The sequence below is a fragment of the Paenibacillus lycopersici genome (assembly GCF_010119935.1).
GTDB lineage: Bacteria > Bacillota > Bacilli > Paenibacillales > Paenibacillaceae > Paenibacillus_Z > Paenibacillus_Z lycopersici.
The window spans coordinates 4,501,787-4,528,316 of sequence record NZ_CP048209.1 but is presented as its reverse complement, the minus strand read 5'-3'; the positions used below and the strand labels follow the sequence as shown (position 1 = coordinate 4,528,316).

General features: G+C 58.3%; 20 protein-coding genes. 18 read left to right on the top strand and 2 right to left on the bottom strand.

Translation table 11 applies throughout. The annotated features are described in order from the left end of the window. Window positions 1-104 precede the first annotated feature (104 nt). The 5 genes from recJ to GXP70_RS29610 all read left to right on the top strand — a co-directional run bounded on the left by recJ (window position 105) and on the right by GXP70_RS29610 (window position 6,816). Entirely contained in the window at window positions 105-2,558 is a 2,454-nt protein-coding gene (gene recJ / locus GXP70_RS20025) for a single-stranded-DNA-specific exonuclease RecJ (RefSeq protein WP_162358468.1), read from the top strand. Further along, complete coding sequence (locus GXP70_RS20020) at window positions 2,555-3,067, top strand: adenine phosphoribosyltransferase (protein WP_162358467.1); 513 nt, start codon at window positions 2,555-2,557, stop codon at window positions 3,065-3,067. Before recJ ends, GXP70_RS20020 begins: the two co-directional genes overlap by 4 nt. A gap of 224 nt (window positions 3,068-3,291) precedes the next feature. Further along, window positions 3,292-5,475 carry a RelA/SpoT family protein gene (locus GXP70_RS20015; protein ID WP_162358466.1) on the top strand — a complete coding sequence of 728 codons (2,184 nt, stop codon included), beginning with the start codon at window positions 3,292-3,294 and terminating at the stop codon, window positions 5,473-5,475. Between the two features lie 34 nt (window positions 5,476-5,509). Further along, window positions 5,510-5,953, top strand: coding sequence for a D-aminoacyl-tRNA deacylase (dtd, locus tag GXP70_RS20010; protein ID WP_162358465.1), 444 nt, complete (start codon window positions 5,510-5,512; stop codon window positions 5,951-5,953). Between the two features lie 704 nt (window positions 5,954-6,657). Next, window positions 6,658-6,816 (top strand): hypothetical protein, encoded by a 159-nt coding sequence (locus GXP70_RS29610; protein WP_192043375.1) that lies wholly within the window; start codon window positions 6,658-6,660, stop codon window positions 6,814-6,816. A 354-nt stretch (window positions 6,817-7,170) separates the two neighbouring features. On the opposite strand, the gene GXP70_RS20005 is transcribed toward GXP70_RS29610, so the two are convergent. Continuing rightward, window positions 7,171-8,469 carry an ISNCY family transposase gene (locus GXP70_RS20005; protein WP_162360403.1) on the bottom strand — a complete coding sequence of 433 codons (1,299 nt, stop codon included), beginning with the start codon at window positions 8,467-8,469 and terminating at the stop codon, window positions 7,171-7,173. Window positions 8,470-8,930: 461 nt separating this feature from the next. Between GXP70_RS20005 and hisS the strand changes: the two genes are divergently transcribed. From hisS to GXP70_RS19970, 7 genes are all read left to right on the top strand, one after another. Next, on the top strand, window positions 8,931-10,181 hold the full coding sequence (gene hisS, locus GXP70_RS20000; protein ID WP_162358464.1) for a histidine--tRNA ligase: 1,251 nt from the start codon (window positions 8,931-8,933) through the stop codon (window positions 10,179-10,181). Window positions 10,182-10,272: 91 nt separating this feature from the next. Then, entirely contained in the window at window positions 10,273-12,090 is a 1,818-nt protein-coding gene (gene aspS, locus GXP70_RS19995; RefSeq protein WP_162358463.1) for an aspartate--tRNA ligase, read from the top strand. Window positions 12,091-12,224: 134 nt separating this feature from the next. Then, a complete protein-coding gene (locus GXP70_RS19990; RefSeq protein ID WP_162358462.1) occupies window positions 12,225-12,980 on the top strand; it encodes a tRNA threonylcarbamoyladenosine dehydratase in 756 nt (251 codons plus the stop codon). Then, a complete protein-coding gene (locus GXP70_RS19985; protein ID WP_162358461.1) occupies window positions 12,977-13,642 on the top strand; it encodes a YdeI/OmpD-associated family protein in 666 nt (221 codons plus the stop codon). The genes GXP70_RS19990 and GXP70_RS19985 overlap by 4 nt, the downstream gene beginning before the upstream one ends. A gap of 305 nt (window positions 13,643-13,947) precedes the next feature. Next, window positions 13,948-15,297: an Nramp family divalent metal transporter gene (locus tag GXP70_RS19980; protein ID WP_162358460.1), complete on the top strand. Its 1,350-nt coding sequence runs from the start codon at window positions 13,948-13,950 to the stop codon at window positions 15,295-15,297. Window positions 15,298-15,433: 136 nt separating this feature from the next. Continuing rightward, window positions 15,434-16,738 (top strand): replication-associated recombination protein A, encoded by a 1,305-nt coding sequence (locus GXP70_RS19975; protein WP_162360574.1) that lies wholly within the window; start codon window positions 15,434-15,436, stop codon window positions 16,736-16,738. 249 nt (window positions 16,739-16,987) lie between these two features. Continuing rightward, the gene (locus GXP70_RS19970; RefSeq protein WP_162358459.1) at window positions 16,988-18,349 is read left to right on the top strand and encodes a hemolysin family protein; all 1,362 of its coding nucleotides are present in this window, start codon (window positions 16,988-16,990) and stop codon (window positions 18,347-18,349) included. A 107-nt stretch (window positions 18,350-18,456) separates the two neighbouring features. Here GXP70_RS19970 and mnmA read toward each other — a convergent pair whose 3' ends face one another. Next, on the bottom strand, window positions 18,457-19,554 hold the full coding sequence (gene mnmA, locus GXP70_RS19965; protein ID WP_162358458.1) for a tRNA 2-thiouridine(34) synthase MnmA: 1,098 nt from the start codon (window positions 19,552-19,554) through the stop codon (window positions 18,457-18,459). A 240-nt stretch (window positions 19,555-19,794) separates the two neighbouring features. On the opposite strand from mnmA, the gene cymR reads away from it, so the two are divergent. The 6 genes from cymR to alaS all read left to right on the top strand — a co-directional run bounded on the left by cymR (window position 19,795) and on the right by alaS (window position 26,511). Then, complete coding sequence (cymR, locus tag GXP70_RS19960; protein ID WP_162358457.1) at window positions 19,795-20,214, top strand: cysteine metabolism transcriptional regulator CymR; 420 nt, start codon at window positions 19,795-19,797, stop codon at window positions 20,212-20,214. A gap of 13 nt (window positions 20,215-20,227) precedes the next feature. Further along, window positions 20,228-21,382 (top strand): cysteine desulfurase family protein, encoded by a 1,155-nt coding sequence (locus tag GXP70_RS19955; RefSeq protein WP_162358456.1) that lies wholly within the window; start codon window positions 20,228-20,230, stop codon window positions 21,380-21,382. 16 nt (window positions 21,383-21,398) lie between these two features. Continuing rightward, the gene (locus tag GXP70_RS19950; protein ID WP_162358455.1) at window positions 21,399-21,944 is read left to right on the top strand and encodes a PRC-barrel domain-containing protein; all 546 of its coding nucleotides are present in this window, start codon (window positions 21,399-21,401) and stop codon (window positions 21,942-21,944) included. 3 nt (window positions 21,945-21,947) lie between these two features. Continuing rightward, window positions 21,948-22,142, top strand: coding sequence for a hypothetical protein (locus GXP70_RS19945; RefSeq protein ID WP_090641631.1), 195 nt, complete (start codon window positions 21,948-21,950; stop codon window positions 22,140-22,142). 209 nt (window positions 22,143-22,351) lie between these two features. Then, entirely contained in the window at window positions 22,352-23,422 is a 1,071-nt protein-coding gene (locus GXP70_RS19940; protein WP_162360573.1) for an AI-2E family transporter, read from the top strand. Window positions 23,423-23,874: 452 nt separating this feature from the next. Further along, a complete protein-coding gene (gene alaS, locus GXP70_RS19935; protein ID WP_162358454.1) occupies window positions 23,875-26,511 on the top strand; it encodes an alanine--tRNA ligase in 2,637 nt (878 codons plus the stop codon). Window positions 26,512-26,530 lie beyond the last annotated feature (19 nt).

Genomic DNA, 26,530 nt, shown 5'->3' with positions numbered 1-26,530 from the left:
TCGGCATCGCACGCCGCATCAACCCGGATTTTCCGCTACAAGAAACGCACCGCGCCGCGAGGCATGCGGTGCCGTTTCACCTTATAGAGAGAGGTGTCAGCGATTTGCTGCAATCAAAAACACGCTGGAGCCTCGCGTCCCTCGATGTGGAAGGCGAAGCCCGCGCGGCGGTATTGGCGCGCTCTTTATCGCTATCGCCGCTTGTCGCCAGGCTGCTCGTGCAGCGCGGTTATGACCGCGTGGAGTCGGCGAGGCAATTTCTGCACGGCGGCATCGAGTGTCTGCATGATCCGTTCCTGTTGAAAGGAATGAAGGCGGCTTCGGAGCGAATATCGCTTGCGAGAGCGCATGGCGAGCGCGTTCGAATATACGGCGATTACGATGCCGACGGCGTATCCTCCACGACGCTCATGACGTATCTGTTCAAACGGCTGGAGCTGAGCTTCGACCACTATATTCCGCATCGGACGCTGGAAGGGTACGGCTTGAACAAGCGTGCGCTCGACGCGGCGGCGGCGGCGGGCGTGACTTTGATCGTGACCGTCGACACCGGCATCAGCGCGGTGGACGAAATCGCCTATGCGGCCGAGCTCGGCATCGACGTAATCGTGACCGATCACCATGAACCGCCTCATATCCTGCCGAACGCATACGCGATCGTGAATCCGAAGCAGGCGGATTGCGACTATCCGTTCAAGGGGCTGGCGGGCGTCGGCGTCGCCTTCAAGCTGGCGACGGCGCTGCTCGGCGAGCCGCCGCTGGAATGGACGGACGTCGTGGCGCTGGGCACGGTCGCCGACCTGATGCCGCTCACGGACGAGAACCGCGTGCTCGTCCGGTTCGGGCTGGAACAGCTCCGGCAGACGGACAAGCCCGGATTCCGGGCGTTAGCCGAAGTCGGCGGCGTCGAGCTGCCGGCATTGCTGGCGACGCATATCGCGTTTAGCATGGCGCCGCGCATCAATGCGGCAGGACGGCTCGATCACGCGAATGCCGCGGTCGAGCTGCTCACGGCCGGCACCGATGAAGCGGCCGCCGCCGGCGCTTTCCGGCTCGACGCGCTGAACAAGGAGCGGCAGGGCATCGTGGACGACATCGTGCAGCAGGCGCAAGCGATGTGGGCCGCCAAGCGCGAAGCGGCGAAGGAAGCGGGGAAGCCCGCTCCGTCGGTCATCGTGCTGGCGGGCGAAGGATGGAACGCCGGCGTCGTCGGCATCGTCGCCTCCAAAATGATCGAGAAGCACTACAAGCCGACGATTATTCTCGGCATCGATGCGGAGACCGGCAAGTGCAAGGGCTCGGCCCGCTCCATCGAAGGCTATGACCTGCACGCGGCCTTGACGGAATGCGAGGAATGGCTCGAGCATTACGGCGGCCACCAGGCGGCGGCCGGCATGACGCTGCACCGCGACAACCTCGCTCCGTTCGAGGAGAAGCTGTCCGGCCTTGCGGACGCTTGGCTGGAGCCGGAAGACTGGGTGCCTAAGCTGACGGTCGATTTGTCCTGCAAGATGGAAGACGCCACGCTTAAGGTGCGCGAGCAGCTCGCGAAGCTGGAGCCGTTCGGCGCGGGCAACGCGGCGCCCAAACTGCTCCTGACCGGCATAACGCTGGCGGACCGCAAGACGATGGGCAAGGACGGCGCGCATCTGAAGCTGTCGCTGGCCGGGCAAGGGAAGATGCTGGACGCCGTCGGCTTCGGGTACGGCCATCTGGCGGAGCGGCTGACCAGCGGTGCGAAAGTCGAAGTCGTCGGCGAATTGGCGATCAACGAATGGAACGGCCAGCGCAAGGCGCAATTTATGCTGAGCGATCTGCGCGTACCGCATATTCAGCTGTTCGATAAGCGCGGCGAGCCGGATTGCGATTCGGTCGCGGCGGCGGTCCGCCTGCTGTCCGCGACGGGCATTGCCCAGACGGGAGGCATCGTGCTCGTCCCGAACGAGCAGTGGAAGGAAGCCGCGGTACAATCCGAGCAATCCGGATCCGATCAATCCGATCAATCCGCGCCTTTCCAGCTTCCGCCAGCATTTCGGCTCTTGACATATGACGAGCTGATCGGGCAAAGTGTATTAGGCCGTCATTTGATCGTCGCCGGCAAGCCGCCGTCCGCTGAGCGGTTGTCCGCCGCCGTCGCAGCCTGCCAAGAGCTCGAAGCCGTGCATCTTCTCTACGGCATCGACAAGGAGCAGTGCGAATTCCCGACGCGCGAGGAATTCGGCCGGCTGTACCAGCTGCTGCGGCGCGAATGTCCGCTGCCGGAGAGCAGCGGCAGAGAGACGCTGGCTCAGCGGCTGGAGCGTTCCCCGCGGAGCGTCGGCTTGATGCTCGGCGTATTCGAGGAGCTGCAGTTCATCGCCAGCGAGAACGGCATGATCACGCTCAGCGCGGTGACGGGCAAGAAGGAGCTGTCGCTGTCCCGCACGTACCGCGACGGCAGCCGGAAAGCGGAGTCCAATGCGATTCTCTCCCTGCCGGTCAAGCAATTGTCGGAGTGGCTGAACGTGCAGAAGAGTATTACCCATAATGATCAGAACGAAGGAGTCGTCCACGCATGAATTATAAAGAATATATCCGGGTCATCCCCGATTTCCCGCAGCCGGGCATCCGGTTCAAAGACATTACGACGCTGACCAACAACGGCGCCGTATACGCCGCGGCCATTAACGAAATCAAGCAAGCGGTCCAGAACAAGCAGATCGATCTCATCGCAGGACCGGAAGCGCGCGGCTTCATTATCGGCGCGCCGCTCGCGGTGTCCATGGGCGCCGGCTTCGTGCCGATCCGCAAAAGCGGCAAGCTGCCCGGCGAGGTCGTCGAGGCCAGCTACGATCTGGAATACGGCAAAGACAAGCTGACGATTCACAAGGACGCCATCAAGCCGGGGCAAAAGGTGCTGATCGCCGACGACCTGCTCGCGACGGGCGGAACGATCGCGACGACGATCAACCTGATCGAGCAGCTCGGCGGCGAAGTGGTCGGCGCGGCGTTCCTGATCGAGCTCGGCTATTTGGACGGGCGCAGCAAACTCGGCAATATCGATATTTTCTCGCTCGTGACCTATTAATTGGGATTCGCCCTGCGCCGGACACGGAAGCTGCCGCTTCTGTCGTCCGGCGTTCTGCAATCGCGATGGTTGACGGAAAGGCTTGAAAACAGGCATAATGATAGAAAAAACGCGGGCAGAACGACGATGAGCGACCATTTCACCTTGATCTCGCAGGACCGGGAATCATTCGGAATTGATTTGGAAAGCAGCACGGACGCGCGCTTTTCCGGAAAGGAACATTCATGGGCATAGAGCAGCTACTCGATAAAGCATCAACCTACATGAAGGAACAAGACTTGAAACGAATTACGGAAGCTTATGAATTTGCCGATCAAGCCCATCACGGGCAAGTGCGCAAGTCGGGCGAGCCGTATATATTGCATCCTGTAGCCGTTGCGGAAATTCTCGTCAATATGCAGATGGACGTATTGTCGATTATCGCGGCGCTCCTTCATGATGTGGTCGAAGATACGACCGTTCCGCTGGAGGAAGTGCGCTCCCGGTTCGGCGAGGCATGCGCGGCCGTCGTGGATGGTTTGACCAAGCTGGAGAAGATTCAATTCCGTTCCAAGGAAGAGCAGCAGAACGAGAATTACCGCAAAATGTTCGTCGCGATGGCGCAGGACATGCGCGTCATTCTCATCAAGCTGGCCGACCGGCTTCATAATATGCGCACGCTCAAGTATCAATCCGAGGAAGCGCAGCGGCGGATCGCCTACGAGACGCTGGAGATCTTCTGCCCGATCGCGCATCGGCTCGGCATTTCCGCGATCAAATGGGAAATGGAGGACATCGCCCTCCGCTATTTGAATCCGCAGCAGTATTACCGGATCGCCAATCTCATGAAGAAGAAGCGCGCGGAGCGGGAGCAGTACATCTCCGACGTCATCGCCCGCATTCGCGAGAAGCTTGACGACATGGGCATCGAAGGCGATATTTCGGGGCGGCCGAAGCATATTTACAGCATCTATAAGAAAATGACGTCGCGGAGCAAGCAGTTCAACGAAATTTACGACCTGCTCGCGATTCGGATTATCGTCGACAATATCAAGGACTGTTACGCGACGCTCGGCATCATCCACACGCTGTGGAAGCCGATGCCCGGCCGGTTCAAGGATTATATCGCGATGCCGAAGGCGAACATGTACCAGTCGCTGCATACGACCGTGATCGGTCCGACCGGCGAACCGACCGAAGTGCAGATCCGCACCTGGGAAATGCACCGCACGTCCGAGTTCGGGATCGCGGCGCACTGGGCGTACAAGGAAGGCGGCGTCGTCCCGTCGGGCTCGTTCGAGGACAAACTGACGCTGTTCCGCGAAATCATCGAGCTGCAGCACGAAGCGCGGGACGCGTCGGAATTCGTCGAATCGCTCAAGATGGACTTTTTCTCCGACCTTGTGTTCGTGTTTACGCCGAAAGGCGAAGTGTTCGAGCTGCCGGCCGGCGCCGTGCCGCTCGATTTCGCCTACCGAATCCATACCGAGGTCGGCAACCGGACGATCGGCTCCAAGGTGAACGGCCGCATCGTTCCGCTCGACTATAAGCTGAAGACCGGCGATATCGTCGAGATCTTGACGTCGAAGCATTCCTACGGCCCGAGCCAGGACTGGATCAAGATCGCCCAGTCCTCCCACGCGCGCAGCAAGATCAAGCAGTGGTTCAAGAAGGAACGCCGCGAAGAGAACATCGTCAAAGGCCGCGAGGCGATCGAGCGCGAGCTGAAGCGTCTCGGACTCGAGCCGCCGAGCCTGATGTCGGATGCACAGCTGCAGGAAGCGGCGTACAAATATACGTTCAACGACATCGAGGATATGCTGTCCGCCGTAGGGTTCGGCGGCATCACCGCCGCCCAGATCTGCACGAAGCTGACCGAGAAGATGCGCAAGGAAGCCGAAGAGGCGAGCCAGATCGTCCTGACGAACGAAATGAAGGAAGTGAAGTCGTCGACCTCGCTTCGCAAGTCGCGGCCGACGCACGGCGTATCGGTCAAAGGCGTGGACAATTTGCTCGTCCGCTTCGCCCGCTGCTGCAATCCGGTTCCGGGCGATGCCATCGTCGGTTATATTACGCGCGGCCGAGGCGTATCCGTCCATCGCGCGGACTGCACGAATCTGACGTCGAGCGCCGAAGGGGAAGAAGCGGCGCGGATGATCGAAGTGGCATGGGAAGAATCGGTCGAGGCGAATTACAGCGTCGATATCGAGATTACGGGGCATGACCGTTCGGGGCTGTTGAACGAAGTGCTGCAAGCGGTGTCGGAGAGCAAGACGAACATTTCGGAAGTTTCCGCCCGTTCGGACAAAAACAAATTGGCGTTGATTCATATGACGGTGCTCATCAAGAACATCGAGCATTTGCAGTCCGTCGTGGAGCGCATCAAGCGCGTCAAGGATATTTATTCCGTTCAACGGATTATGCAATAGCCAACAAGGCCGCGTTAGGGAGCTGGAATCGAACATGAAAGTGGTTGTGCAGCGCAGCAAGCAAGCAGCCGTTACCGTCGACGGGGAGACGGTCGGCTCGATCGGGCATGGCCTCGTTCTGCTGGTCGGCCTGACCCATGAGGATACGGAATCCGATATTCGCTGGATGGCCGACAAGATTGCCGGCTTGCGGATTTTCGAAGACGAGAGCGGCAAAATGAACCTGTCGGCAGCGGACATCGGCGGGTCGATCCTGTCCGTGTCGCAGTTTACGCTCTACGGCGACTGCCGCAAAGGCCGGCGGCCGAATTTCATGGCCGCGGCTCGTCCCGAGCAAGCGGAGGCCCAGTATGACGCGTTCAACGAAGCGCTTCGCGCGTCCGGGCTCGAGGTGCAGACCGGCCGTTTCGGGGCGATGATGGACGTGTCGCTGACGAACTGGGGACCGGTTACGTTGATTGTCGACAGCAAATCGTAAGCAGGCGCGGAAGCAAAATCGGAAGCTAGCAAGGAAGTCGCCAGCACATGCCGTCAGGCTGTCAGGGTGCCTAGATTAGTCAAGTGCGCATGGATTGAAAGGAATCCCGCCGAGCCCGGCGGACAGAGATTCCGTTATTTTGACAAAATCGGCTTTCGAAGTTCGCGATCGGACACAGGATCCGTTATTGTCCCCGGCTGGCACCGAAAACATGGCAATCGGCCCGAATAAAGGATTTCCTGTCCGCGAACCTAGGAAGACAGGTGATCAAGAAGCGAATAGCGGATCTCCTGTCCGTTAGTTTGCTCGGTTGGTCGAATTGCGGCCTAGCCGACATGCAGACGAATAGGTCATGACGCAGCGGCAGTCTCGTCCATTCCAGACCGGCGAAGCGGCCGCTGGATCTCTCCATGGGCATGGTGCAGGGTGCAAGCTGACGCGAGTCAGCGCGAATCCGGATCCTACTATAGTGTTTTGGCATAGTTTTTGGCCAATCCGGCGGCATGCGCATGCCGTCTTTTTGCATTGACGGGCGAACGGACAAGGACGAATCCGAGAGGGCTGCGGCGAGTCCGATGCAGGCAGCGTCGAGTCAGACGGACCGAATTCGCTCGATGCGTGTTGAAATGACCGGAAGCGGGCAGACTAGATGCTGATAAGCACGCGCACGGATGGCGCGGAATACGGCGGAGGTCGAACCTAGCATGCACCAATCACGCAAAGAACAAGGCATTGAGAGGACTGCCAAACGGCTGCTGCACGCCGATCGCCGCGAAGCGATCATGCTGGCCCGCGAGGAATCCGGCATCGAAGCGGGCGGGGAGCTTGGCAGAATGGCGGTAGTACCGCCGAAAACGCCATAAGATAATGCGGGCGGGCAGTTTGTGCTGGCAGCGATGCGAAACGATGCCGAACATGATCGGACGAAGGCGAATGCACGCGGATCGCGCGAAATCGCTTTATTTTTTGTAATATAACTGTAACGTGTTTTCAATGTTTCTCTAACATGACAAGCCTATAATACAAAGCGACCCCCTTTTTTGAATATATTATTGATGGACCTACAACGCGTTTGTAGGTTTTTTTCTGTCTTCTTCCGGATTGGGTTTTTATTCAGGCCTGGATGGGGCGGTACGGATGTATATGTCAATTGTCTGAGAGAATGTCACCCTAACTGTTCTGTGAAAATGTCACCCCCGTTGAGTTTAAAGCCACCGTCAGGTGGCTTGGTTTCGGCCTTGCATTGTGGTATTCTGAATCTGTTTTTGGTGTACCTGATACGTCCTTTTCCAAGGATGGTCAGCGGCGGGTTTGCGTGGCTGCGCAATACCCGCTTTTTTATTGGGCTTCTTCTCCGCCTGTCGGACCGCTTTCGTGGTCTCCTTCAGCATTAAGGCCTCTCCGTTGTGCCAGATCAGCAAGGCCCCGCTAAGTGTCTCTCGGACCTCGACAACGGATTTGGCATCCCAGTGTCCCGGTACCGCCTTGGCGAAGGTGTAAATCCTCCCGCCGTACGAAAGCGTTCGGCCCGTACCCAGCTTACGATGTTCACGTGTCGTGAATACATGCTCTAAGCGTACGTCCTTGCCAAGCTTGCGGTAAGCGGAGTCGGCAGATACGGGGGCTACGGCAAACTGCTTGTTGTGCTTGGCGATAAGCTTGGGGAGTGCCTTATTGGCCTCCTCGATGGTCGATACACCGAGCAATCGCAGCTCAATGACGAGGCGGTCCTGCAGCGTCACCCAGAGGCGCTCAATGCGGCCCTTGGCTTGCGGCGTGACGGCCTTGATGTGTTCGATGCCCAATTCATGCATAGCCTTGCCAAAGTGCGAGAGGGGCTTGGTCATGCCAGCAAGCTGCTGCTCCAAGGTAAGTTTCTCGTTCGGCGAACGGAAGATGGTGTGGCGATCGCTGTAGAGTCCGAGTGGGATGCCTTGTTTCTTGATTCCCTGCATCATCACAAGCGAATACCCTTCGCGGCATTCAGTGGGCATGAATACGGCGCCTGTCACGATGCCGGTAGCGTCGTCGATGGCGGCGTGAAGGGCAAAGACAGGGGCACGATCCTCGAGCCAAGCATACGGAGTTGCGTCGATCTGCCAAAGCATACCGACTTGGGAGCGACGTTTACGGGGCTGGTGCACCTTCGAACGTCTACGCTGTTTCGCCGATTTCAAACCCTTGGTGAGGAGAATGCGACGTGTGCTGACGCCGCTTAGTTCAATCCCCTCATGCTCAGCAAGCAGTTCGGCAAAGTGACAGCTGTTGCTGCCTTGATACTTTTGTGTGTAAAGTTCCGCGACTCGATCCTTGATTTCCGCGGACAAGGCATGAACGGGCTTACGTCCGCGATTGCCGTGAGCGATCCCCCCAGCGTTTCCGACTTGATAACGTTTTTTCAGACGTTGAACCTGTCTAACCGAAAGCCCCAGCAGGGCAGCTCCTTCCTCATTCGTCATGTGTCCATCCAACACTTTCTCCACAACCAATACCTTCTTCAGCTCTGTGTTCGTCAATGTCATGGTCTCCTGTCTCATAGTGACATTATCTCAGAACAGTTACAGGGTGACATTATCACAGACGAACAACAGGCGGTACGGATGTATATTGACAGGTCAAAACTGGAATGCTAAGATATACGAAATAATGTGTCGATCCGATGATAGGACAGCTTCGCTCTGTCTGCACCGACTCAGAGATGGATTCCTTGGCTGGAAGAATCCTCGGCGTGCTGGAGCGAATAGACCCCCTTGAGGACATGCGGCGAACCTGCAAGCTCATGCACCGCGCTTGTTCAGTAGCTGTAATGCGTAGCCGGGCGTTAACCGGATAAAGCGAAACCTCGCGGGTTATCCCGCTGTTTCGGAATGTGGGTGGTACCACGATTGCTTCGTAAACGACAGCTCTCGTCCCTTTAGCCTGATGCAGGCGGAGGACGGGAGCTTTTTTGATTTCAACGTTCAAGGAGGAAGCTGCAATGGCGTTTCAGAAACCACCGGGCACGCAGGATTTCCTGCCGGGCGCCGTGGAGAAATGGCAGTATGTCGAACGCGTGGCGCGCGACATTTGCCGGCGGTTCAATTTCCGTGAAATCCGCACCCCGATCTTCGAGATGACGGAGCTGTACAAGAGGGGCGTCGGCGAGACGACGGATATCGTCGAGAAAGAAATGTACACGTTCACCGACCGCGGGGACCGCAGCCTGACGCTCCGTCCGGAAGGAACGGCGGGCGCCGTCCGCGCTTACGTCGAGAACAAGCTGTACGGCGAGCCGGATTTGACGAAGCTGTACTATATCGGCCCGATGTTCCGCTACGAGCGTCAGCAGGCCGGACGGTACAGACAATTCCACCAGTTCGGCGTCGAGGCGCTCGGCGCGGTCGATCCGGCGCTTGATGCGGAAGTGATCGCGCTCGGGTATGCGTTCTACGCCGAAGTCGGGCTCAAGGACGTACGGGTTGAAATCAACTCCGTCGGCACCCCCGCGGTGCGCGCGGCGTTCCGGGAACGGCTGCTGGCCTTCCTGGAGCCGAAGCGCGAGATCTTGTGCAAGGACTGCCAATCCCGCATGGACCGCAATCCGCTGCGCGTGCTGGACTGCAAGGTGGATCAGCATCACTTCGAGGGAGCGCCGTCCATCCTGGACAGCCTCGACGAAGCGTGCAGCACCCACTTTGAAGCGCTCAAGCGGCATCTTACGGGGATGCGGATTCCGTTCAGCGTGAATCCGCGCCTCGTCCGCGGCCTCGACTACTACACGCATACGGCGTTCGAGTACAAGGCGGAAGGCATCGGCGCCATCGATACGATCGGCGGCGGCGGCCGGTATAACGGCCTGGTGGCCGATATCGGCGGACCCGATCAGCCGGGCGTCGGCCTCGGGCTCGGGCTGGAGCGCACCGTTATGATTCTGGAAAGCCAGAACGCGCAGCTCGATAACCTGCATCAGGTCGATGTGTACATGGTCGGCTTGGGCGAAGCGGCCGATGACGAAATCACTCGCTTGCTGCATGGCTTGCGGATGCGCGGCATCGCCGCGGAGCGCGATTACCAAGGCCGCAAGATGAAAGCGCAGATGAAGTCGGCCGATCGGCTGCAAGCGCGCTTCACGGCCATTCTCGGCGACGACGAGCTGCAACGGGGCGAGATCGCCCTCAAGAACATGGCGACGGGCGAGCAGCGGTTCGTCGCGCTGGACGGGCTGGCGGACGCGATTCTAGGCGCGTAGCGGCGACTGCTTTAAGCCGGCGTTTGTTATGCCGCAGCGCCTCATGAACGTATTTTCATTCACTTACTATAAAAGGAGTCGAACATTCATTATGATGCTCAAAACGCATGCATGCGGAACACTGACGAAAGCGGAAGTAGGCCAAACCGTAACCCTGAACGGCTGGGTACAACGCCGCCGCGACCTTGGCGGAGTATTGTTCATCGATCTTCGCGACCGCACGGGCATTGTGCAAATCGTCTTCAACCCGGACTTCTCCGGAGATGCGCTCGCCATCGCCGACCGCGCGCGCAACGAATACGTGCTTGCGGTCCGCGGCCAAGTCGTTGAACGCGACGCCGAGACGGTCAACACGAACATCGCGACGGGCGAAATCGAAATCCGCGTCACGGAAATCGAAATCATGAACGCGGCGAAGACGCCTCCGTTCCCGATCGAAGACGGCGTCGACGTCGACGAGTCGCTGCGTTTGAAGTACCGCTACCTGGACCTGCGCCGTCCGGAAATGCAGAAGACGCTGCTGCTTCGTTCCAAAGCGGCGAAAGTGTTCCGCGACTTCCTCGACGGCCAGGGCTTCATCGACGTCGAGACGCCGATCCTGACGAAGAGCACGCCGGAAGGCGCGCGCGATTATCTCGTGCCGAGCCGCGTGCATCCGGGCGAATTCTTCGCCCTGCCGCAATCGCCGCAAATCTTCAAGCAGCTGCTCATGGTCAGCGGCCTTGAACGCTACTACCAGATCGCGCGCTGCTTCCGCGACGAAGACCTGCGCGCGGACCGTCAGCCGGAGTTCACGCAAGTCGACATCGAGACGTCGTTCCTGTCCCAGGACCAGCTGCTCGACCTGATGGAAGAGCTCGTCGCGAAGCTGTTCAAGGAGACGGTCAACGTCGACATCCCGCGTCCGTTCCAGCGCATTACGTACGCGGACGCGATGAACAAGTACGGTTCCGACAAGCCTGATCTTCGTTTCGGCATGGAGATGGAGGATATCACGGACATCGTGGCGGCCAGCGACGTGAAAGTATTCGCGTCGGTATCGGCGAGCGGCGGCGTCGTCAAGGCGCTGAACGCCAAAGGCTGCGCGAGCTGGAGCCGCAAGGAGCTTGACGACCTGCAGCCGTTCGCGGCGCGCTACGGCGGCAAAGGCCTTGCTTGGGTAACGGTGAAGGAAGGCGAATGGCGCGGCCCGATCGTGAAATTCTTCAAGCCCGAAGAAATCGCGGCCATGACGGAGCGTCTCGGCGTCGAAGAAGGCGACCTGCTGCTGTTCTCCGCGGATAAGAAGAAAGTCGTCGCGGATGTGCTGGGCAACCTGCGTTTGAAGATCGGCAAGCAGCTCGGTCTGATCGACGAATCGAAGTTCAAGCTGGAGTGGGTCGTAGACTTCCCGCTGCTCGGCTACGACGAGGAAGCGAAGCGTTACGTGGCGGAACACCATCCGTTCACGCGTCCGAACGACAACGACCTGGAGCTGTTCAACTCGAACCCGGGCGACATCCGCGCGCAAGCGTACGACCTTGTCTTGAACGGTTACGAAGTAGGCGGCGGCTCGATGCGGATCTACAAGCGCGACGTGCAGGAGATGATGTTCAAGGCGCTCGGCTTCACGCTCGAAGAAGCGCATGAGAAATTCGGCTTCCTGCTCGACGCGTTCGATTACGGCACGCCTCCGCACGGCGGCTTCGCGTTCGGCTTCGACCGTCTCGTCATGCTGCTTGCAGGCCGCACGAACCTGCGCGAGACGATCGCGTTCCCGAAGACGGCCAGCGCGACGGATCTGCTCACCGACGCTCCGTCCGAAGTGGATATCGCCCAGCTGCAGCAGCTGCATATCCGCACGATTCAGAAAGCGGCCAAGCAGCCTGAGGCAGCAGCCGCCGGCGCCGCGCCGGCACCGCAAAACTAATCCACTACCCGGCTTTCGTCCGCTAGCCATGCGGGCGGAAGCCGGATTCGTTACCGCATAAGAACGGATAAGCGTTCGAGAATCGCGTATAACAGAGGTTTTCCCGTATATCGCCCATGGAGGTGTGTGTAAGAATGCTGCATCAATTTTCCCGCACGGAGCTGGCGATCGGCCCGGAGGGGATGGATATTATGAAAGGGAGCACCATTGCGGTGCTCGGCATCGGCGGCGTCGGCTCCATCGCGGCGGAAGCGCTGGCGCGGACAGGCGTCGGACGCATTATTCTGATCGACAAGGACGTCGTCGACATCACGAACATCAACCGTCAAATTCATGCGCTGACGACGACGGTCGGCCAGCCGAAGGCGGATCTGATGCGCGACCGGATCAAGCTGATCAACCCCGAATGCGACGCCGTTTCGCTGCGCATGTTCTATACGGAGGAGACGTACGAGAAGCTGTTCGAGTACGAGCTCGATTACGTCGTCGACGCTTCCGATACGATCATGTACAAGATCCACCTCATCAAGCAGTGCCTGGAGCGGCAAATTCCGATCATCTCCAGCATGGGAGCCGCGAACAAGATGGATCCGTCGCGCTTCCAGGTCGCGGACATTTCCAAGACGTCGATGGATCCGATCGCCCGCGTCGTCCGCCAGAAGCTGCGGAAGGAAGGCATCAAGAAAGGCGTGAAAGTCGTCTTCTCGACGGAGGAGCCGATGAAGCCGCGCGCGGACGTTACGCAGCGGATCGTGCCCGAGAACGCGCCGGAGATCCGCAAAGCGCAGCAGCCCCCTGCAAGCAATGCGTTCGTGCCGCCCGTTGCGGGACTGATCATGGTAAGCGAGGTCGTCAAAGATTTGCTGGCATCAGGAGGCCAACCGATATGAACGTAGAACTGATGAATAAACTGAGGCTGTCGCTGGACATGCGCACCGCCCTGCTTGAAACGCCCGACGATTCGTACAAGGAATCGCTCGGCGCGGAGAACGCCGAGCCGTTCAGCGAGATGGACGCCGGCACGTACGATTTCGTCATGCTGTTCGCCAAAGATATCGCATCGCTGACGGAGCATGCTCCCAAAGCGCTCAAGGCGGTCAAGAAGGACGGGCTGCTCTGGATCTGTTATCCGAAGGGCACGTCCAAGATCAAGACGGACATCAACCGCGACCGCGGCTGGAAAGTCGTGAAGGAAGCGGGCTGGGAGGGCGTCTCTCTCGTATCGGTCGACGATGCGTGGTCGGCGATGCGTTTCCGTCCCGCCGGCATGGTGCAGGCCGGCGCGAGAGCGAGCCGCGCAGCGGATGCGAGCCGCACGGCCGGCGTGTCGATGGTGAAGGAAATCGTCGTCCCGGATGACGTGCAGGCGGCACTGGCGAGCGTGCCGGAAGCCGCAGCGTTCTTCGCGGAGCTGGCGCCGTCGCATCGCAAAGAATACTTGCGCTGGATCAACGAAGCGAAGCAGGAAGTAACCCGCGCGAAGCGCATCGGCGAGATGAAGGAGAAGCTTCGGCAGCAGCTGAAGCGCCCGTCGGACAAGCCGCAGGCGTAGGATGGAGCGGCATGAGCATCGTTCAGCATGCGTTCGCGTGTAAATTAGAAGCAGGTTTATCGGAGCATCGACAGCCGTCGATCCCCGGTAAGCCTGCTTTTTTTCTTGTGTTGCACGGCCGAAATGAACCGGCGAAATATTAGACGAGGCCATGAAATTTGTCCCAGTCAACAAAAGTTGCCTTTGACAAACTTTTTTGGTGGTGTACAATGAAATTAGGAAACAATGGTTTCCCGGATGCATACTTCTAGGTTATATCCATCTCGGAATTCATAATAAAGACGAACATAAAGAGGTGAAAGGCAATGAGCAGCAATCAATCGGCACCGTTGGTTCAAGAGAACGGCTGGCGGAAAGACAAGAGCGCGAACACGCTCCCTGAAGTATATCGTTCAATGAAAATACCGAAGCACGGCTCGTGGTTTCGCAAATTTCTGGCCTTCGCGGGTCCCGGCTACCTGGTTGCCGTCGGCTACATGGACCCGGGCAACTGGGCGACCGACTTGGCGGGCGGTTCGAAATTCGGCTATTCGCTCTTGTTCGTCATTCTGCTGTCCAACCTGATGGCGATCCTGCTTCAAGCGCTGGCGGGCAAGCTCGGCATCGTAACCGGCCGGGATTTGGCGCAGGCATGCAGAGACCATTACAGCAAGCCGGTATCCATGGCGCTGTGGGTGCTTTGCGAGCTGGCCATTGCAGCCTGCGACCTTGCGGAAGTCATCGGATCGGCGATCGCGCTTAATTTGCTGTTCGGCATACCGCTGATAGCCGGGGTGTTATTGACCGTCGTGGACGTGCTCCTCGTGCTGCTGCTGCAAAATAAAGGGTTCCGCTTCATCGAAACGCTCGTCATCGTGCTCATCGTCACGATCGGCGGCTGCTTCCTGATCGAAATGTTCTGGTCCCGGCCCGAGGTGGGCGCGGTCATGCAGGGCTTCATTCCGACCGGCGACATCGTATCGGATCCGACCATGCTCTATATCGCGATCGGGATTCTCGGCGCGACGGTCATGCCGCATAATCTGTATTTGCACTCGTCCATCGTTCAAACGCGGCAATACGAGCAGACGGAGCTCGGCAAGCGCCAAGCGATCAAATACGCGACATGGGATTCCAGCATCGCCTTATTCTTCGCCCTGTTCATCAATGCCGCCATCCTCATTATCGCGGCTTCGACGTTCCATACGACGGGCCATACGGAAGTGGCGGAGATCGAGGACGCGTATCACCTGTTGTCGCCGATGCTGGGAACGGCCGCGGCAAGCGTACTGTTCGGCGTCGCCCTGCTGGCCTCGGGACAGAACTCCACCTTGACCGGCACGCTTGCGGGCCAGATCGTCATGGAGGGCTTCCTGAATATCCGCCTCAAACCATGGCTCAGAAGGCTGATCACGCGGATGATCGCCGTCGTGCCCGCAGTCATCGTAACCTGGATCTACGGCGCAAAGGGAACGGGAGAGCTGCTTATCCTGAGCCAGGTCATCCTGTCCCTGCAGCTATCCTTCGCGGTCATCCCGCTGGTGAAATTCACGAGCGACAAGAAGAAGATGGGCAATTTCGCGAATCCGCTCTGGCTCAAAATATTGGCATGGGTCGTAGCGGTCGTTATTGCGGCACTGAATATCTATTTGCTGGTTCAGACGTTTACGGGTTAACGGCAGGCAGGAACGTCAGATCGGAACCGAGAAGCCTTCTCCGCATGGGGAAGGCTTCTTGGCTTTCCCGGCTCCCCTTGCATGGCGAACATGTGTGCTAGTGTGATATGATAGGGCGGAAAGGGACGTGATGCGGATGGATTTGTTTACCTATAACGAAGAGGAAGCGCAGCCGAGAGCGAAGCTGCTCGCGGACCGCATGCGCCCTCAGACGATCGACGAATATATCGGACAGCGCGACGTCGTCGGACCGGGCAAGCTGCTGCGCAGGGCGATCGAAGGCGACCAAGTGTCGTCCATTCTGCTGTACGGCCCTCCGGGATGCGGCAAGACGACGCTCGCCCATATTATATCCAAACGCACACAGGGCGATTTCGTGAAATTAAACGCCGTCGACGCGACCGTGAAGGATGTCCGGGCCGTGATCGATCAAGCGAAGATCACGAAGTCGATGTACGGGCGCAAAACGATCCTGTTCCTCGACGAGGTGCACCGGTTCAACGCTTCCAGACAGGATGCGCTGCTGCCGGCCGTCGAGCAGGGCATTATCGTCTTCATCGGCGCGACGACGGAGAACCCGTTCCACTACGTGAACGGCGCTTTGCTGTCCCGTTCGACGCTGTTCCAGTTGGAAGCGCTGACGCGGGAAGACGCGCTGGAAGCGATGCGCCGGGCGCTAGCCGACCCGGAGCGCGGACTCGGATTCATGAAGCTGCGCGTCGCGGAAGAGGCGCTGCAGCATATCGCCTCCATGGCGGGCGGAGACATTCGCCGGGCGCTGAACGCGCTGGAGCTGGCCGCCGTGACGACGCCGTCGCAGCCGGACGGCACGGTCGACGTCACGCTCGAGGTGGCGGAGGAATCGATCCGCAAGCCGACCGTTCGCGCCGACGAATCGACGCAGTACGACGTGCTGTCCGCCTTCCACAAGAGCGTCAGGGGCTCCAGCGACGCGGCGTTGTTCTGGTTCCTCTACGCCGTCGAGAAGCTGGGGATGGATCCGATGACGTTCCTTCGCCGGCTGATCGTCGCGTGCAGCGAGGATATCGGACTGGCCAATCCGCAGGCGATGGTACAGGCCGTGACGGCGATGGACGCTTATCACAAGATCGGCTGGCCGGAAGCCAAATACAACATCGCGCAAGCGATTCTGTTCGCGGTGGAGAGCCCGAAATCCAATGCGGCGGCGGTCGCGATCGGCAATGTCATGTCGACGATCGAAAGCATCGGCTCGGCCGACGTTCCGCTCCATTTGCGGGATACGCATTACAGCGGGGCCGAACGGCTCGGGCATGTCGGTTATCAATATCCGCATGATTATCCGAATCATTACGTGAAGCAGGATTACTTGCCGGAGCGCATCGCGAACAAAAAGTTCTATAAAGCGACGCAGCAGGGCATGGAGGATAAAATCCGCCAAAATCAAGAGCGAAGAAAGTAGCTTCTTGCACCTTAGCGGTCAATAACGCTAGCAGGAGCGCGAAAACGGTGCATAAAGGCCGACCTTTACAGAATAAGCATGAGTAAAACCCGAATTCGGGCCAGAAGGTGGGATGACGGCATTTGACGGAAAGTCCGGTCATCGTCTAATGTAGTATTATAAAAGAAATTTATAATTTTTATTCCCTGAAGGAGGTGCACCTGTTGGTCGTGATCGCGGCTTACGGCGCGAACGGCGAGCAGGGAATCATTGAGTAGTGACCCGTTACCCATAGCGTGGAGCATCGTATTGATTTTGGTGCTCGTCTTTCTAAACGGATTTTTCGTTGCCGCCGAGTTTGCCATGGTTAAAGTAAGAAGCAGCCGAATCGATACGCTCGTCCAGGACGGCAATCGCAAGGCGCGGTTCGCATCGCTGCTGACTTCGAATTTGGATGCTTACTTATCGGCCTGTCAGCTGGGCATTACGTTGGCTTCGCTCGGATTGGGCTGGGTCGGAGAGCCGACCGTGTCGCATATTCTCGAACCGCTGCTGGAGAAGCTTCGCCTTGGCGAGGTTGCCGTCTCGACCATTTCATTCATTGTCGCCTTCTCGGTCATCACCGTCTTCCATATCGTGCTTGGCGAGCTTGCTCCCAAGACGTACGCCATCCGCAAGGCGGAGCCTGTAACGCTGTGGACGGCCGTTCCGCTGATCGCCTTTCATAAAGTGATGTATCCGTTCATTTATCTGTTGAACGGCATGGCGAACGGCATGTTGAAGAGCATCGGCATCGAGCCCGCGGCCGAGCATGAATCGGCTCATACGGAAGAGGAAATCCGCATCCTGATGAAGGAAAGCCACAAGTCCGGTCTCATCGATAATACGGAGCTTACGCTGGTCGACAATATTTTCGAATTCGCCGAAACCCATGCCAGGGAAATCATGATTCCACGTACCGAAATGATCTGTCTGTACGCGAACCTGCCGTTCGAGGAGAACCAAGCGATCGCGCTGAAGGAAATGCATACCCGTTATCCCTTATGCGAGAAGGACAAAGACAACATTATCGGTTTCATTCATATAAAAGATCTGTTGAAGGTATCCCGTCAGCACATTGAAGACATCCGGGAAATCGCCCGGCCGATGACGACGGTGCCGGATTCGATGCATATCAGCACGCTGCTCAAGCTGATGCAGAAGAAGAAGACGCAAATCGCCATTCTGATCGACGAATACGGCGGCACGTCGGGCCTTGTCACTTTGGAAGACATCATGGAGGAAATCGTCGGCGAAATTCAGGACGAATTCGACGAGGAACGACCCGATGTCGAACCGAAGGAGGACGGCTCGCATTCCGTCAACGGCATGATGCTGATCGAGGCAGTGAACAGCTGCTTCGGCACGGAGATCGAAAGCGACGATTACGATACGATCGGGGGCTGGATGTACGCGCAGCTCGAGAATCCGCCGACGCAAGGACAGCGGGTCGTGCATCCGATCGGCTTCGAATTCATTATCGAGGAAACCGATCATCTGCGTATCTCGCGCATCCAGATCCGCAAGCACGCGGTTAACGATGCCGACGAGGAGCTGCTGATTGAAGATAACTTGCAGGCGGAGACGGGCTGAACGGACGCTCTTGCCGCGTCATCATAAACGAAGAGACGGCCATTCGGCCGTCTCTTCTTGTCATGGTTGCTCTTCATCGCTTCCATTCCCTTTCCCGGAAGCTTCGGTTATTTCTTCACGATATCGATCGTGCCGCCGCCGAGACAGACGTCCCCGTCATAGAAGACGACGGCTTGGCCGGGCGTGATCGCTTTCTGCCGCTCGGCGAAGACGACATCGGCCGTCGACCCGTCGGGACGGAACGTCACCTTCACCTGCTGGTCCGGTTGACGGTAACGGAATTTCGCCGTGCAGACGAACTCGCCATTCGGCTTGGCCGGGGAGATCCAATTGATGCCCGTCGCGGTCAAGCCGGCCGAGTACAAGCTGGGATGCGCATCTCCCTGCACCACGTACAGGATGTTCTCCTTCAAGTCCTTGTCCGCGACGAACCACGGCTCGCCGCTGCCGGAGCCGCCGATGCCGAGCCCTTGGCGCTGGCCGAGCGTATAGTACATCAGGCCGTCGTGTCGGCCCTTCGTCTCGCCGGTCATGATATCGATCATCGGACCGGGCTGCGCGGGCAAATAGCCGCTCAGGAACTGCTTGAAGTTGCGTTCGCCGATGAAGCAGACGCCGGTGCTGTCCTTCTTCTTGGCCGTCGCCAGGCCGAATTCCTCGGCGATCCGGCGAACTTCCGGCTTCGGCAGGTGGCCGATCGGGAACATCGCCTTCGCCAGCTGATCCTGCCGCAGCGCGTGCAGGAAGTACGTCTGGTCCTTGCCGGAATCCACGCCGCGCAGCAGCTTCGATTCGCCGTCGGCGGTCCGCTCCAGGCGGGCGTAGTGCCCGGTTGCCAAGTAGTCGGCGCCAAGCTCCAGCGCTTTCTGCAGGAAATCGCCGAACTTGATTTCACGGTTGCACATGACGTCGGGGTTCGGCGTGCGGCCGTTCCGGTATTCATCGAGAAAGTAGGCGAACACTTTGTCGTGGTAGGCTTTCTCGAAATTGACCGTATAATAAGGGATGCCGATCTGGTCGCAGACGCGGCGCACGTCTTCCGCGTCTTCCTCGGCCGTGCAATGGCCGAGCTCGTCGGTATCATCCCAGTTCTTCATGAAGATGCCGATGACATCGTATCCTTGCTGCTTCAGCAGCAGGGCGGTCACGGACGAATCGACGCCGCCGGACATGCCGACGACGACACGGATATTGGAATTGCTCATAGCTATGATCCACCACCTTGTCTATCAACCCATTCTGGCAGGAAGCAGCCGAATTGGGCGCTTAAGTTGTTATTGTAGCACACTTTCAACCCTTTTTTCATGAAAGTGTCATCGTTTTTCAACAAAACGCCGTCCGGTTATGTTAACATAGATATGATATGGGAATACCATGAATTGTAATCGATTACGGAAGCAACCTTATAAATAAGATTTTGTTTCGTCGGAGAAGAGGTGCACGATATGAAAATTTCTACGAAAGGCCGTTACGGCCTTACGATCATGATGGAGCTGGCAGCCAAATTCGGCGAAGGCCCGACATCGCTCAAGAGCATCGCGGAACGCAACCAGCTATCGGAGCATTACTTGGAGCAGCTGATCGCGCCGCTGCGGAACGCGGGACTCGTGAAGAGCATCCGCGGCGCGTACGGCGGTTACATTCTGTCCAAGGAACCGCAGAATATTACGTCCGGCGACGTTATTCGCATTCTGGAAGGCCCGATCTCGCCGGTCGACTTCACGGAAGAGGACGATCCGGCCAAGCGGAACCTGTGGCTCCGCATCCGCAACAGCATCGCGGACGTACTGGATTCGACGACGCTTGCCGACCTCGTGGCGTACAAGGAAGAGGTTCAGCAAGACTCTTACATGTTCTATATTTAAGGATGATGGCATAATGGAACGCATTTATTACGATCACGCGGCATCGTCGCCGATGCATCCCGATGCGGCGGCGGCGATGATGGACGTCTACGCCGGAATCGTAGGCAACCCGTCCAGCATTCATGGCAACGGACGCGCGGCAAGGCAGCTGCTGAACCGCGCGCGCGATCTGATCGCCGGCGGCATCGGCTGCGCGCCGGCCGAGCTTGTGTTTACGAGCGGCGGCACGGAGAGCGATAACGAAGCGCTTATCGGTGCGGCGAGAGCCGCCCGCAAACGCGGCAAATCCCATATCATTACGGCCGCGACCGAGCATCACGCGGTACTGCATGCCTGCGAGTCGCTGGAGCGCGAAGGGTTTCGTCTGACCGTGCTGCCGGTGAACGAGCAGGGGATCGTGGCGCTTCCGGATGTCGCGGAAGCGATCGCGGACGATACGGCGCTGATCAGCGTTATGTATGTCAACAACGAGACCGGCACGATTCAACCGATTGCGGCAATCGGTGAGCTCGCCCGGTCTAGCGGCGTTGTTTGTCACGTCGATGCCGTGCAGGCGCTTGGCAAGCTGCCGATCGACCTGCGGACGCTGCCGGTCGATCTGATGAGCTTCTCCGCCCATAAGATCAACGGGCCGCAGGGCGTGGGCGCGCTATTCGTCCGCAAGGGCGTCGCGATCGAACCGCTGCTTCACGGGGGATCCCAGGAACGGAAGCGGAGGCCGGGCACCGAGAACATTGCCGGCATCGCCGGTTTCGCCGCAGCGTTTGAACGTTGTGTGAACGAGATGGCGGAACGGAAACTTTTGTTGGACAAGCTTCGTTATACATGGATAGAACGGATGAAAGCAATCGCCGGCGCGGACCGGGTCGTCGTGAACGGTCATGACGAAGCATATGCTCCGCACATCGTCAATCTCAGCTTCCTCGGGATCAGCACGGAGACGATGCTGATGAATCTGGACATTGCCGGTATCGCGGCATCCGGCGGTTCCGCCTGCACCGCAGGCGCGCTTGAGCCATCGCATGTGCTGCGGGCAATGGGCGTCTCGCAGGAACGTCAGGCATCCGCCGTACGATTTAGCTTCGGTTTGAGAAATACTACGGAGGAACTCGAAGCGGCGGCAAAAAAAATTGAAACCTTTATGGGCCGCATTCGTACTACTGCCTAGGAGGCTTTACCAGACTGTGTTGCGACTACAGCATCTGATTGGACTGCCTGTCATTGAAATGAACGCCGGTAAGCATGTCGGGTATGTGAAGGACGCATGGTTCGATGAACACTGGCAGCTCGGCGGCATTATTCTGGACGCCGGACGGCGGTTCCTGACTTCGATGAAAGCCGTTGTGTGGAGCGAGGTTCTGGTCTGCGGAGAGGACTCGGTTCTCATCATGAACGAAGCCTCGGTGCAGCGAACGAAACAAACGGAAATTCAGCGTTCGTTCCTGACGGGAACCGTTCGTTTGAAGGATTTGCCCGTCGTTACCGCGCACGGCGAACAACTTGGACGCGTTTCGGATGTTTATTTTGGCGAAATACAGGGTACACAAATAATAGGCTACGAGTTGACGGATGGTTTCATAGCGGATATCATGGAAGGCCGTAAGTGGCTGCCAGCTCCGCCGCAAGCCGACGAAGTCATGCTAGGCAACGATGTAATTATAGTACCGGCCGGAAGCGAGGAATTCCTCTCGCCGGTCGTTGTTTCTGAGACGGATATTAGGGAGAAATGAGCTATGAAATGCCCGAATTGCAGTTCAAAGGATATCGGAAAAATCGGATCGCACCAGTATTACTGTTGGGGATGCTTCATCGAATTAACGGTGAACGGCGAGAAAATGTCGGTCTATCAGGTTGAAGAAGACGGCACGCTCAGCTCGCTGGACGATTTGTTCTTTGAAGACGAAATGCCGCAGGTTCATGCGAACTAGCGTGCAGCGTTCAGCTGCGTTTTTAGGGAAACGGCCTAATTTATAGGCCGTTTTTTTATTTGTCCGTTCCTTGCGCCGGAGAACCGGCTCCCTTTCGGCAGATTGCGGGATGATTCCGGCAACTTGTACATATACTGTAATAATGCCGGTCTTATCGAACACGCATGGCAGTAGAGCGCTTCGGCAAGTCGATCGAAGGGGGCATCGAGGTGGAACGGTTCACGAACAATCGCATATTCAGATGGCTCGTCTATCTCATTCTGGGACTGGTCGCCCTGTATCTCCTGCTGCTGCTGAAGCCGATATTCATCCATATCTACGTCTTCCTGCGGGCGGTGCTCGCGCCGTTCCTGATCGCGATGATTATCTCCTACGTGCTCAATCCGATCGTCAGCCTGCTGAACGAGCGGCGGGTGCCTCGGACAATGGCCGTGCTGCTCATCTACGCCGTCTTCTGCGCGGCGCTCACGGTCATCCTGATGAATGCCATCCCGATGTTCATGGAGCAGCTGCAGGAGCTGAACCGCCATATGCCGGATTTGTCGATGAAGGCGCAGAACATCGTGGACGACTTGAACAATTCGTCGTTTCTGCCGGAGAGCATCCGCTCGGGCATCAATAAATCGCTGTACAAGCTGGAGAAACAGGGCTCGGACGCCATCTTCAGCTTCATCAACAACATCGGCGAGATGCTGAACGTCGTCTTCATCGCGTTCATTATTCCGTTCCTCGCGTTCTACATCTTGAAGGATTTCGAGGTCTTCGAACGGACGTTGCTCACCTATGTCCCGAAGCCGCACCGCAAGCATGCCGTGCGGCTGCTGAAGGACATCGACAACGCGCTGGGCAGTTACATCCGCGGCCAATTCCTCGTATGCGTCATCGTCGGCACGCTCGCCTACATCGGCTATCTGATTATCGGCATGCCGTATGCGCTGCTGCTGGCGAGCGTCGTCGCCGTCACGAACATCATTCCGTACCTGGGCCCGTTCTTCGGCGCCGCGCCGGCGCTCGTCATGGCATCGACCGTCTCGATCAAAATGATGCTGATGGTCGTCATCGTCAATACCCTCTGTCAGATCCTCGAGGGCAACATCATTTCGCCGCAGGTGGTCGGTCGCACGCTGCATATGCATCCGCTGTCGATTATTTTCGCGCTGCTGGTCGGCGGCGAATTGGCAGGCATCGTCGGCATGATTCTCGCGGTGCCGATCTTCGCGGCGCTGAAGGTAATCGTGCAGCATATTTTCGCCTACTACGTTCGCAGGAAGACGATTTGACAGCGAATACGGATTGCTGATATTCTATCTTTATCTAGGTGAATTGCATACCTGAATACGTTGAGGAAACCGAAGTAGTTCATAGACCGCCAACAGAGAAAGAATTTCTTCGCGTCAGCGGATTGGTTTGTGTGTACAATCGCGAGATTGGACATACAGCATTCCGTCAGCGGATTGGTTTGTGTGTACAACAACCATTCCGCGAACGATAACGCGTCGGCTGAAAGAATTCTAAGGGCGAAGGATGAGCGAAAGCTGGTTTCGGAGTGCGAACGAACTTCGCCGGTTGGACCCGTTACCGTCTGCTGAAGGAGATTGTCCGGGCTGAATGCGGCCGCTTGCAAGCGCGCGTTACGCTGCCGGGCAATAACCAGGGTGGTACCGCGAACGATTCGTCCCTGTTAGATGGGGGCGTTTTTTTATTTTATCGACATTGTGGAGGTAGATTGGACATGAAAGCAAGTGAAATTCGTTCCAAATGGCTCGCTTTTTTCGAGAGCAAAGGCCATAAGATCGAGCCGAGCGCTTCGCTCGTGCCGCATAACGATCCATCCCTGCTCTGGATCAACGCAGGCATGGCGCCGCTGAAGCCGTATTTCGACGGCCGCGTCATTCCGGACAATCCGCGCATCGCGAACTCGCAGAAGTGCATTCGGACGAACGATATCGAGAACGTCGGCAAGACGCGCCGCCATCATACGATGTTCGAAATGCTGGGCAACTTCTCGATCGGCGACTATTTCAAGGAAGAAGTCATCACGTGGGCATGGGAGTTTCTGACGAGCCCGCAATGGATCGGATTCGATCCGGAGCGTCTGTCCGTCACGGTTTACCCGGAAGACGAAGAAGCGTTCCGCTACTGGAACGAGAAAATCGGCTTGCCGGCCGAGCGGATTTACAAGCTGGAAGAGAACTTCTGGGATATCGGCGAAGGCCCTTGCGGCCCTTGCACGGAAATTTTCTACGACCGCGGCGACGCATTCGGCGACCTGAACGACCCGGAATGCTGGCCGGGCGGCGAAAATGAACGGTTTCTCGAAGTATGGAACCTCGTCTTTTCGCAATATAATCATAATAAAGACGGCAGCTATACCCCGCTGCCGAACAAAAATATCGATACGGGCGCGGGCCTCGAGCGGTTCACGTCGATTCTGCAGAACGTCGATTCCAACTTCGACACGGATCTGTTCCGTCCGATCATCGACCGCACTTGCGAAGTCGCCGGCGTAACCTACCATACCAATCCGGAGCACGACATCGCGCTGAAAGTCATTGCCGATCATGTCCGTACGGTAGCGTTCGCCATCGGCGACGGCGTCATGCCGTCGAACGAAGGCCGCGGCTACGTGATCCGCCGATTGCTTCGCCGCGCGGTTCGTTACGGCAAGTCGCTCGGCGTCGACCGTCCGTTCCTGTTCGAGCTCGTGGCGATCGTCGGCGAAATCATGGGCGCCTACTACTCGGAAATCGTCGAGAAGCGCGAATTCATCGAGAAAGTGATGCGTACGGAAGAAGAGCGTTTCCACGAGACGCTGTCGGACGGCCTGTCCTTGCTCGGCGAGCTGGTGAAGACGGCGAAAGCCGATGGCGGCGCGCGGATCAGCGGACCGGACGCGTTCAAGCTGTACGATACGTACGGTTTCCCGTTCGACTTGACGGAAGATTATGCCGCCGAGCATGGCATGACGGTCGACCGCGAAGGCTTCGACGCGGCGATGGAAGAGCAGCGCACCCGCGCCCGCGCAGCGCGTCAGGATACTGGCGGCATGAACGTGCAGGGCGGACCGCTGGCGGATTTCACGGCGAAGTCGGAATTCGTCGGCTATGAGGAGCTCGCTGTCGAGGGGGCCAAGGTTATTGCGATTGTCGACGGCGATGCGCTTGTCGATGGAGCCGGCGAAGGCGCCGAGGTTCTGGTCATACTGGACCGCACGTCCTTCTACGCCGAAAGCGGCGGGCAGGTCGGCGACAGCGGCACGATCAGCGGCGAAGGCTTCGCGCTGAGCGTCGGGAACGTTACGAAAGCGCCGCATGGCCAGCCGGTTCATCACGCCGTCGTCGGGCGCGGCACCGTCAAGACGGGCGATACCGTGCAAGCGGTCGTCACGACGCAGACGCGCGAGGATACGATCAAGAACCATACGGCGACGCACTTGCTGCACCGCGCGCTGAAAGACGTGCTCGGCGAGCATGTCAACCAGGCGGGCTCCCTGGTCGAGCCGGATCGCCTGCGCTTCGACTTCTCGCATTTCGGCAGCATCAGCCCGGAAGAGCTGGCTGACATCGAGCGCCGCGTCAACGAGCAGATCTGGCTCGGCACGACGCTGCAGATCGACTACAAATCGCTGGCCGAAGCGAAAGCGATGGGCGCCATGGCGCTGTTCGGCGAGAAATACGGCGACGTCGTGCGCGTCGTGCGCGTAGGCAGCTACAGCCTTGAGCTGTGCGGCGGCTGCCACGTGACGAACACGTCCCAAATCGGCTTGTTCAAGCTCGTCAGCGAGAGCGGCATCGGTTCCGGCGTCCGCCGGATCGAGGCACTGACCGGCCGTCACGCTTACCTGTACATGGAAGGGCAGCTGGACCTGCTGAAGCAAGCGGCCGCGCTGCTGAAGAGCAGCCTGAACGACGTGCCGAAGCGGATCGAAGGGTTGAACGCGCAAGCGAAGGAGCTGACCCGCGACAACGAATCGCTGCAAAGCAAGCTGAGCCGCATCGAAGCGGGCTCGCTGGAATCGCAGACGAAGACGGTCGGCGGCGTAACCCTGCTCGCGGCCCAAGTCAGCGCGCCTTCGATGGATGCGCTGCGCGGCATCGCGGATGAGCTGAAGACGAAGCTGACCAGCTCGGTGATCGTGCTTGGCGCCGTTGCCGAGGACAAAGTCAATCTGGTCGCGGCTGTATCGCCGGATCTCGTCAAGCAAGGCTTCCATGCCGGCAAGATCGTGAAAGAGGCAGCAGCGGCTTGCGGCGGCGGCGGCGGCGGACGTCCGGATATGGCGCAAGCCGGCGGCAAGGATCCGTCCAAACTGGCGCAGGCGCTGCAAATTGCCGAAGAACTGGTTCTTGCGCAGTCAAATGTGATATGATAGAGACATAAATTGGCTG

Coding starts and splice junctions, on each gene's coding strand:
- mnmA (WP_162358458.1), bottom strand. CDS start 19,554: ATGAGCAATTCCAATATCCGTGTCGTCGTCGGCATGTCCGGCGGCGTC.
- GXP70_RS19985 (WP_162358461.1), top strand. CDS start 12,977: ATGAACGTAGAACTGATGAATAAACTGAGGCTGTCGCTGGACATGCGC.
- GXP70_RS20020 (WP_162358467.1), top strand. CDS start 2,555: ATGAATTATAAAGAATATATCCGGGTCATCCCCGATTTCCCGCAGCCG.
- cymR (WP_162358457.1), top strand. CDS start 19,795: ATGAAAATTTCTACGAAAGGCCGTTACGGCCTTACGATCATGATGGAG.
- GXP70_RS20015 (WP_162358466.1), top strand. CDS start 3,292: ATGGGCATAGAGCAGCTACTCGATAAAGCATCAACCTACATGAAGGAA.
- GXP70_RS19990 (WP_162358462.1), top strand. CDS start 12,225: ATGCTGCATCAATTTTCCCGCACGGAGCTGGCGATCGGCCCGGAGGGG.
- dtd (WP_162358465.1), top strand. CDS start 5,510: ATGAAAGTGGTTGTGCAGCGCAGCAAGCAAGCAGCCGTTACCGTCGAC.
- GXP70_RS19955 (WP_162358456.1), top strand. CDS start 20,228: ATGGAACGCATTTATTACGATCACGCGGCATCGTCGCCGATGCATCCC.
- aspS (WP_162358463.1), top strand. CDS start 10,273: ATGATGCTCAAAACGCATGCATGCGGAACACTGACGAAAGCGGAAGTA.
- GXP70_RS19975 (WP_162360574.1), top strand. CDS start 15,434: ATGGATTTGTTTACCTATAACGAAGAGGAAGCGCAGCCGAGAGCGAAG.
- GXP70_RS19980 (WP_162358460.1), top strand. CDS start 13,948: ATGAGCAGCAATCAATCGGCACCGTTGGTTCAAGAGAACGGCTGGCGG.
- hisS (WP_162358464.1), top strand. CDS start 8,931: ATGGCGTTTCAGAAACCACCGGGCACGCAGGATTTCCTGCCGGGCGCC.
- alaS (WP_162358454.1), top strand. CDS start 23,875: ATGAAAGCAAGTGAAATTCGTTCCAAATGGCTCGCTTTTTTCGAGAGC.
- GXP70_RS19945 (WP_090641631.1), top strand. CDS start 21,948: ATGAAATGCCCGAATTGCAGTTCAAAGGATATCGGAAAAATCGGATCG.
- GXP70_RS29610 (WP_192043375.1), top strand. CDS start 6,658: ATGCACCAATCACGCAAAGAACAAGGCATTGAGAGGACTGCCAAACGG.